Raw genomic sequence first — 5,609 nt, forward strand, 5'->3', positions numbered from 1 at the left:
AGGACACAATAATCGAGGCCCTAATTTTCAAATTGAAATAGAGAATCTTTTTAAGCTTGAAAACAAGTCTTACAAAGGAACCTCTAAGATTGACTATCTTGTACTTGGAAAAAGTGAAGATGCTATTATGGTAGATGGAATCCCTTTAAACTTTTTAAAGAATCCGCAATACCCAAACTTAATCACAGCAAGAATATCAAATAATAGATTTATTGTTATAAATACTAAAGATCAATTCTATAATGATGAAGTAAGAGGAATACTCTTTCTTAGAAATGGTGAGAACTATAAGAAAGACGGGTACCTAAGATCTAAGTCGAAACTGTAAGCTCTTTACTTCGTCGTAATCTTTAAAATTACTGTGCTTTTCATAACCTTTTAAAAGAATGTCACACTTTTTTAGGGCAACTTCTTTTACTTGCGTTTGCTCTTCTAAAGATAGATTTCTTATATTTAATATATGAAAAAGAGCTCTTACTCTATATAAATCCATAGCGAAGAACTTTGTACTCAATTGATCTTCATGGCCACCATACTTATTGACGAGGGGCTCATCCACAAGACCAACCTCATACTTAGATGTGACTTTAAGCCATAGTTCAAAGTCTTCACAGACAGTGTAGTCTGTAGAAAAGCCATACATTTCATTAAATAGACTCTTATGCATTAAAACTGCAGATGGAGCAATTGCACACAGAGATAAGCATTTAGAAAAGATATATCCTCCATGCTTTTTATACTGCTTTGGCTTATTGACCTTCTTTCCATTTCGAATCCAGTTTTCTTCTGTATGGATAAAGAGTAAGTCTGGTTTCTTAGTATGTAGTTCAACTTGTTTTTGAAGTTTATTCTCTAGCCATTCATCATCAGAATCTAAGAAACTAACCCATTCAAAACTAGAGACAGAAACGCCTAGGTTTCTTGCACTACTGACTCCTGAATTTTCTTGATAGACGTATCTCACTCTTGAGTCACTTAAGAAGTCTTTAGCAACCTGTCTTGAATTATCTGTGGAGCCATCGTCTACAATGATGAGCTCGAGTTCAGCATGAGTTTGATTGAGAACAGAAGAAACTGATCTCTTTAAAAGGTCTTCTCTATTAAAAGTAGGAATTATAACACTAATTTTCATCAATTGACTTTAGCACTTCTTCTAATTGTTCAGGTGTTGGTAGATTAGATAAAGAATCAATCAATCCGTCCCACTGCTTTTCACTTCTTCCACCACAAAGAACCATATCAACATTTTCATGGGAAAGATTAAACCCAAGCGCTAATGAAATTGGAGATAGATTAAATTTAGAAATAACTTTATTAATAATCTCCATTTTTCTATACCTATCTTCTTTATCCATGCTCTTCCACCATGGGGCCCAAGATCTACAATCACTCTTATCAAATTTTCTTTTCGCGTTCACTCTACCAGTTAGAATACCCTTATCTAAAGTTCCCCAACTCATAAAACTTAAATCATTCTCTTTAGCAATAGGAAGAAGAGAATCCACAGCATGTCGTGAAAAGATATTGAGCTCAGATTGTAGAGAAGAAATTTTATCAACTTCTGAAGCTTTGTTGAAGTCATCAAGGTATGTATTACAAAGACCAATTGATTTTATTTTTCCTTGTAATTTAGCCTTAGAAAGAACTTCCATCGTCTTCCTAATATCCACTCTAGAGTCAGGCCAGTGAATCATATAATGGTCAATATAGTCTGAGTCTAGTCTCCTAAGTGAGTCTTCTAACATCTTCTGAGTTTCTTTTGGCTCATTGGTCATATTAACTCTCTTAGAGTCATGCCAAGAAACGCCAGACTTTGAGACGATATAGACCTTCTCTCTAATATCTTTAAAAGCTTTTCCTATTCTGATCTCAGACTCACCGAAGCCATAAATAGGTGCCGTATCAAAAAGTCGAATACCTCTATCAAATGTATACCTCAGCAGACGACACGCCTCATCCTCAGAAATATCTCCAAATCCATAGCCAGCTCCCTCTCCACTAATTGAAGCTCCGCCAAAACCAATTGGGAGACCACCTAAGCTCTTTAAAATACGTGACATAGACCGATTCCTACCTCTAAAAGCATTACTCATTTGCTAGACAAAATACAAGGCCCACTATAAAGTCGCCCTTAATCAAAATCAAGGTATAAAATGCGTTTACTTGTCTTTGCTCACAGAGCAGAAGCTCAGACATTCTTAAAGCAAGCAAACTATAAGTCTTTAGAGTCTAAGAACTTTCCTATATACAAGAATGAAGACTCTTACTTACTTATCTGTGGCGAAGGAATCTTCAATGCTCTAGAGAGTACTACTGCGGCACTTTCTAAATTTGAAGATATTAGAGTTGTCCTAAACTTTGGGATCGCTGGTGCTTTAGATGAACAGTCAGAACTAGATAGTATTGTGGAGATTAGAACCTGTTACGCCATCTTAAATGATGTCGTCGAGTTTAAGTCCTTCTCTTCTACTGCAAATACGAAACTAGATTGCATCACAAGCTCTAGTCGCGCTCTAGATAGAGATAAGGCAATAAAGCTATCTCCGTTTGCTAATATCGTTGATAGAGAGCTATGGGCAATAGCCAAGAGCTCAAGTAACTTTTCCGTAGACTTTAGATCCTTTAAACTAATATCTGATGAACCCTACAAACAAGAGTCTTCAGAATCGATTTGTGAAGTTGTTAAGGATAAAGCGGAGTACTACAGCGATAAGCTTTATAAAAAGTATTTAAGTCTTATTGATCATCCTATTGTAGAAACAAAGTATCTAGTTGAAGACTATAAAGATCTCTACTTCACAATTTCGCAGTATAGAAGCTATTCAACTCTACTGACTCAACTTTTAACAAAGTATGATTCAGAAAAAAGTATTTTAAAGTTGGTTGAATTAGATAAAGTTCTCTCTCTCGATCTTTTACCAAAGCAGAGAACTAGCGTACTTCTTGAAAAACTTAGAGAACTTCTAACTCCTTTTAACTCTAAGCTTCAGGCGCAGTTAGCTACGGTCCTCTCCCCTTTGCATGAGGCGAGAATAAAGACAACACTTTCAAAAAATCTTGAGGCAGATCAATTTAAAATTAGCGCAACTATTCAAAATGAAGTTGAGCTAAAGAAAATTGCCAGAGCACTTACAAACTTAGACTATCAAAGCTACAAATCTCTAATGAGAGGAAATGTAGATGTTTGATAAGATATTTGTCGAAAAATCATATGAAACAAATGCCAGGGCCATCTCTATTATCAACAGATTCCCTAAGGCAAAAGTATTAACTATTGATAAGATCGAAGATATCTTCAATAGAGTAAAAAAGCCCTATCTTCAAAAAAATGAGAGCCTAAATTTATTTCTAGGGGAAAAGAAAGGACAACTCGTCAAAGAAGCTCCTGATGCCTATGGACTTTCTGGAGAACCTCACTACTACTTCATCCATGCTTACAACTGTATCTATGAATGTAATTATTGCTATCTTCAGGGCTATTTTAACTCTCCGGACATTGTTCTATTTCTTAACCACAGAGATATATGTAATGAAATAGAGAAAGTAACACAAGAGTGCTCTAAGAAAGGACTAACACCCTGGTTTCATGCTGGAGAATTCTCAGACTCACTGGCCCTCACTCATATAACTGGAGAGCTTGAAATTTATCACGAGCTATTTTCAAGACTACCAGAGGCCAAGCTAGAGTTAAGAACTAAGTCGGCCAATATAAAAGCACTGCTTGAGCTCACTCCAAAAAAGAATATTATTACAACCTTCTCTCTATCTCCAGCAGACAAGATAAAAAAGAACGATCTTCAAACACCTTCTCTTAAAGCAAGACTAAATGCTATTAAGAAACTAGCAGACGCCGGACATCCAATAGGAATTCACTTTGATCCTGTTGTTTATGATGAAGATTTCAAAGAGAAGTATACCGACCTTATAGAACAGCTTTTTAATGCTCTACCTGTTGATAAACTAGAGTATATTTCAGTGGGAGTTGTTCGGTTTACAAAAGATGTCTTTCACCAAGTTAAAAAGAATTATCCTAGTAGTGAACTACTTTCAAGTGAGTTGATTAAATCATTTGATGGAAAAATTCGATACAATAGACCAATGAGACTTTGGATTTTATCTACGATAAGAGAAGTACTTCTTAATGCAAATGTAGCGAAAGAAAAAATCTATCTCTGTATGGAAGAAGATGACCAATCAGTAATTGAGTCCTAAGAGGTTTTCAATATCAGAAGTAACCTGCCTAACCTCAATACTTAATTCTTCATTCTTTCTTAAATAATCACTTAAGCTGATGAAGTTATCCTCACGACTCTGACGATCTCCAAAGACTTCTTTAAACATAGAGTGATTTTCATTTATTCTTCTACTTAAGTCTTCTAGGTCAGGAGTGTAACTAGCTGGCACAAGACCATTATCGGACATAATTAAGAGAGCATTCGTAAAGTAGAGAAGATTTTCAACTGACTTATTCTTAGAAAGTGTATCTTTTAAAATAGATGTCACCTCACCAAGAATCTCAACCCCAACAGATTTTGGCCAATTCTTAAGTCTATAGGCCTCAAAGACGGTATCAACAAAGTTCAATGACTTTGCATCACGGCAGATATCAATTCTTTCAAGTCTAGCAAAGAGCAACCTTGGATCTACTTTTGGATCAGACTCCACAGCTTTGTATACAGTAGAAAAAAGCTCATCAGCCTCCGGCCTTAACATCGCCTCATTGAGAACAGTTGAGAATTTCGTCTTAATAAGGTCAATATCATTGTACATCTCTGTAGTGATATCAATATAGTCATCGCCTTCGATAGTTTCATTTAATACTTTCAAACAGTAAGTTTGTCTGACCTGAATTTTCTCTTCTAGAACATTTAAACTTCTATTTAAGTCATCTACTTGTTGATCAAAGATTTGAACTTTTTCTGCTTTTTGATATCTCTCATTTTCACTTTTAATTTTCTCTTGAACTCTAACTTCTCTAATAGCTCTATTTTCCTGAGCATCTTCATTATAATGCTCTCTCACGTGAGCTGGCTTTACTACATTTTTAAAGTAGAGAGTTATAGCTACAGCAATAAGAAGAGCTGATAAAAGTAATATCTTATAGAGGGAATTCTTCATTTAAACCATTTGTTTTATGTTGTCGTCTTTGCTCATATATTTTATTTCTTCTATTATACTTTCTAAAGGCACAATTGCGAATCTCAGCACTTGCACGCAGGCTATACTTTTCTTTACCAATTCCTCTGCCATTATCTGTTTGCACAACATAATCAAGCCATTGGATTTGAGGTCCATTCGCATAGAAGGCCATCTTCGCTCTCTTACATTTGTCATAAATTTTTGAAAGAAATTTTCGCTGCTCTTTAGAGTCGTATAGAAACGGAATGACTCTAAAACATAGTGCAGATCTCTCCATTAGAGAGATATCAGATTCAACAATTGAGTCGACAAAGAAATCCTCAAAAGTGCCAAAGAAGTTCTTGGCCGTGTTCTTTACAATATTTTGAGATGACTTTAGGCCTAGAACAAGCTCAGAAAGATTAATTTCATTTGTTGGAGAATAAGTATTTAGAAGTGTTGTCACTAAGTCAGCTTTGGTACCAAGAATG

7 protein-coding genes are annotated in these 5,609 nt (G+C 35.4%); 3 read left to right on the forward strand and 4 right to left on the reverse strand.

Going from position 1 to position 5,609, the window contains the following annotated elements; all coding sequences use genetic code 11:
• The coding region (locus tag ABX784_RS15080; RefSeq protein ID WP_372655890.1) for a hypothetical protein at positions 1 to 328 on the forward strand (328 nt) is incomplete at its 5' end.
• Here ABX784_RS15080 and ABX784_RS15085 read toward each other — a convergent pair.
• Positions 305 to 1,132, reverse strand: coding sequence for a glycosyltransferase family 2 protein (locus ABX784_RS15085; protein WP_372655891.1), 828 nt, complete (start codon positions 1,130 to 1,132; stop codon positions 305 to 307). The genes ABX784_RS15080 and ABX784_RS15085 overlap by 24 nt on opposite strands.
• Positions 1,122 to 2,060 carry an aldo/keto reductase gene (locus ABX784_RS15090; protein ID WP_372655892.1) on the reverse strand — a complete coding sequence of 313 codons (939 nt, stop codon included), beginning with the start codon at positions 2,058 to 2,060 and terminating at the stop codon, positions 1,122 to 1,124. Before ABX784_RS15090 ends, ABX784_RS15085 begins: the two co-directional genes overlap by 11 nt.
• Positions 2,061 to 2,153: 93 nt before the next feature.
• Between ABX784_RS15090 and ABX784_RS15095 the strand changes: the two genes are divergently transcribed.
• Both ABX784_RS15095 and ABX784_RS15100 read left to right on the forward strand, forming a co-directional pair.
• Positions 2,154 to 3,188 (forward strand): hypothetical protein, encoded by a 1,035-nt coding sequence (locus ABX784_RS15095; RefSeq protein WP_372655893.1) that lies wholly within the window; start codon positions 2,154 to 2,156, stop codon positions 3,186 to 3,188.
• Positions 3,181 to 4,212 carry a radical SAM protein gene (locus ABX784_RS15100; protein WP_372655894.1) on the forward strand — a complete coding sequence of 344 codons (1,032 nt, stop codon included), beginning with the start codon at positions 3,181 to 3,183 and terminating at the stop codon, positions 4,210 to 4,212. The genes ABX784_RS15095 and ABX784_RS15100 overlap by 8 nt, the downstream gene beginning before the upstream one ends.
• On the opposite strand, the gene ABX784_RS15105 is transcribed toward ABX784_RS15100, so the two are convergent.
• A complete protein-coding gene (locus tag ABX784_RS15105; RefSeq protein ID WP_372655895.1) occupies positions 4,195 to 5,118 on the reverse strand; it encodes a hypothetical protein in 924 nt (307 codons plus the stop codon). The two genes, ABX784_RS15100 and ABX784_RS15105, sit on opposite strands and share 18 nt — an antisense overlap.
• A partial coding sequence (locus ABX784_RS15110) for a hypothetical protein (RefSeq protein WP_372655896.1) occupies positions 5,099 to 5,609 on the reverse strand: 511 nt, incomplete at its 5' end. The genes ABX784_RS15110 and ABX784_RS15105, both read right to left, overlap by 20 nt.

The organism is Halobacteriovorax sp., assembly GCF_041587335.1.
GTDB lineage: Bacteria > Bdellovibrionota > Bacteriovoracia > Bacteriovoracales > Bacteriovoracaceae > Halobacteriovorax.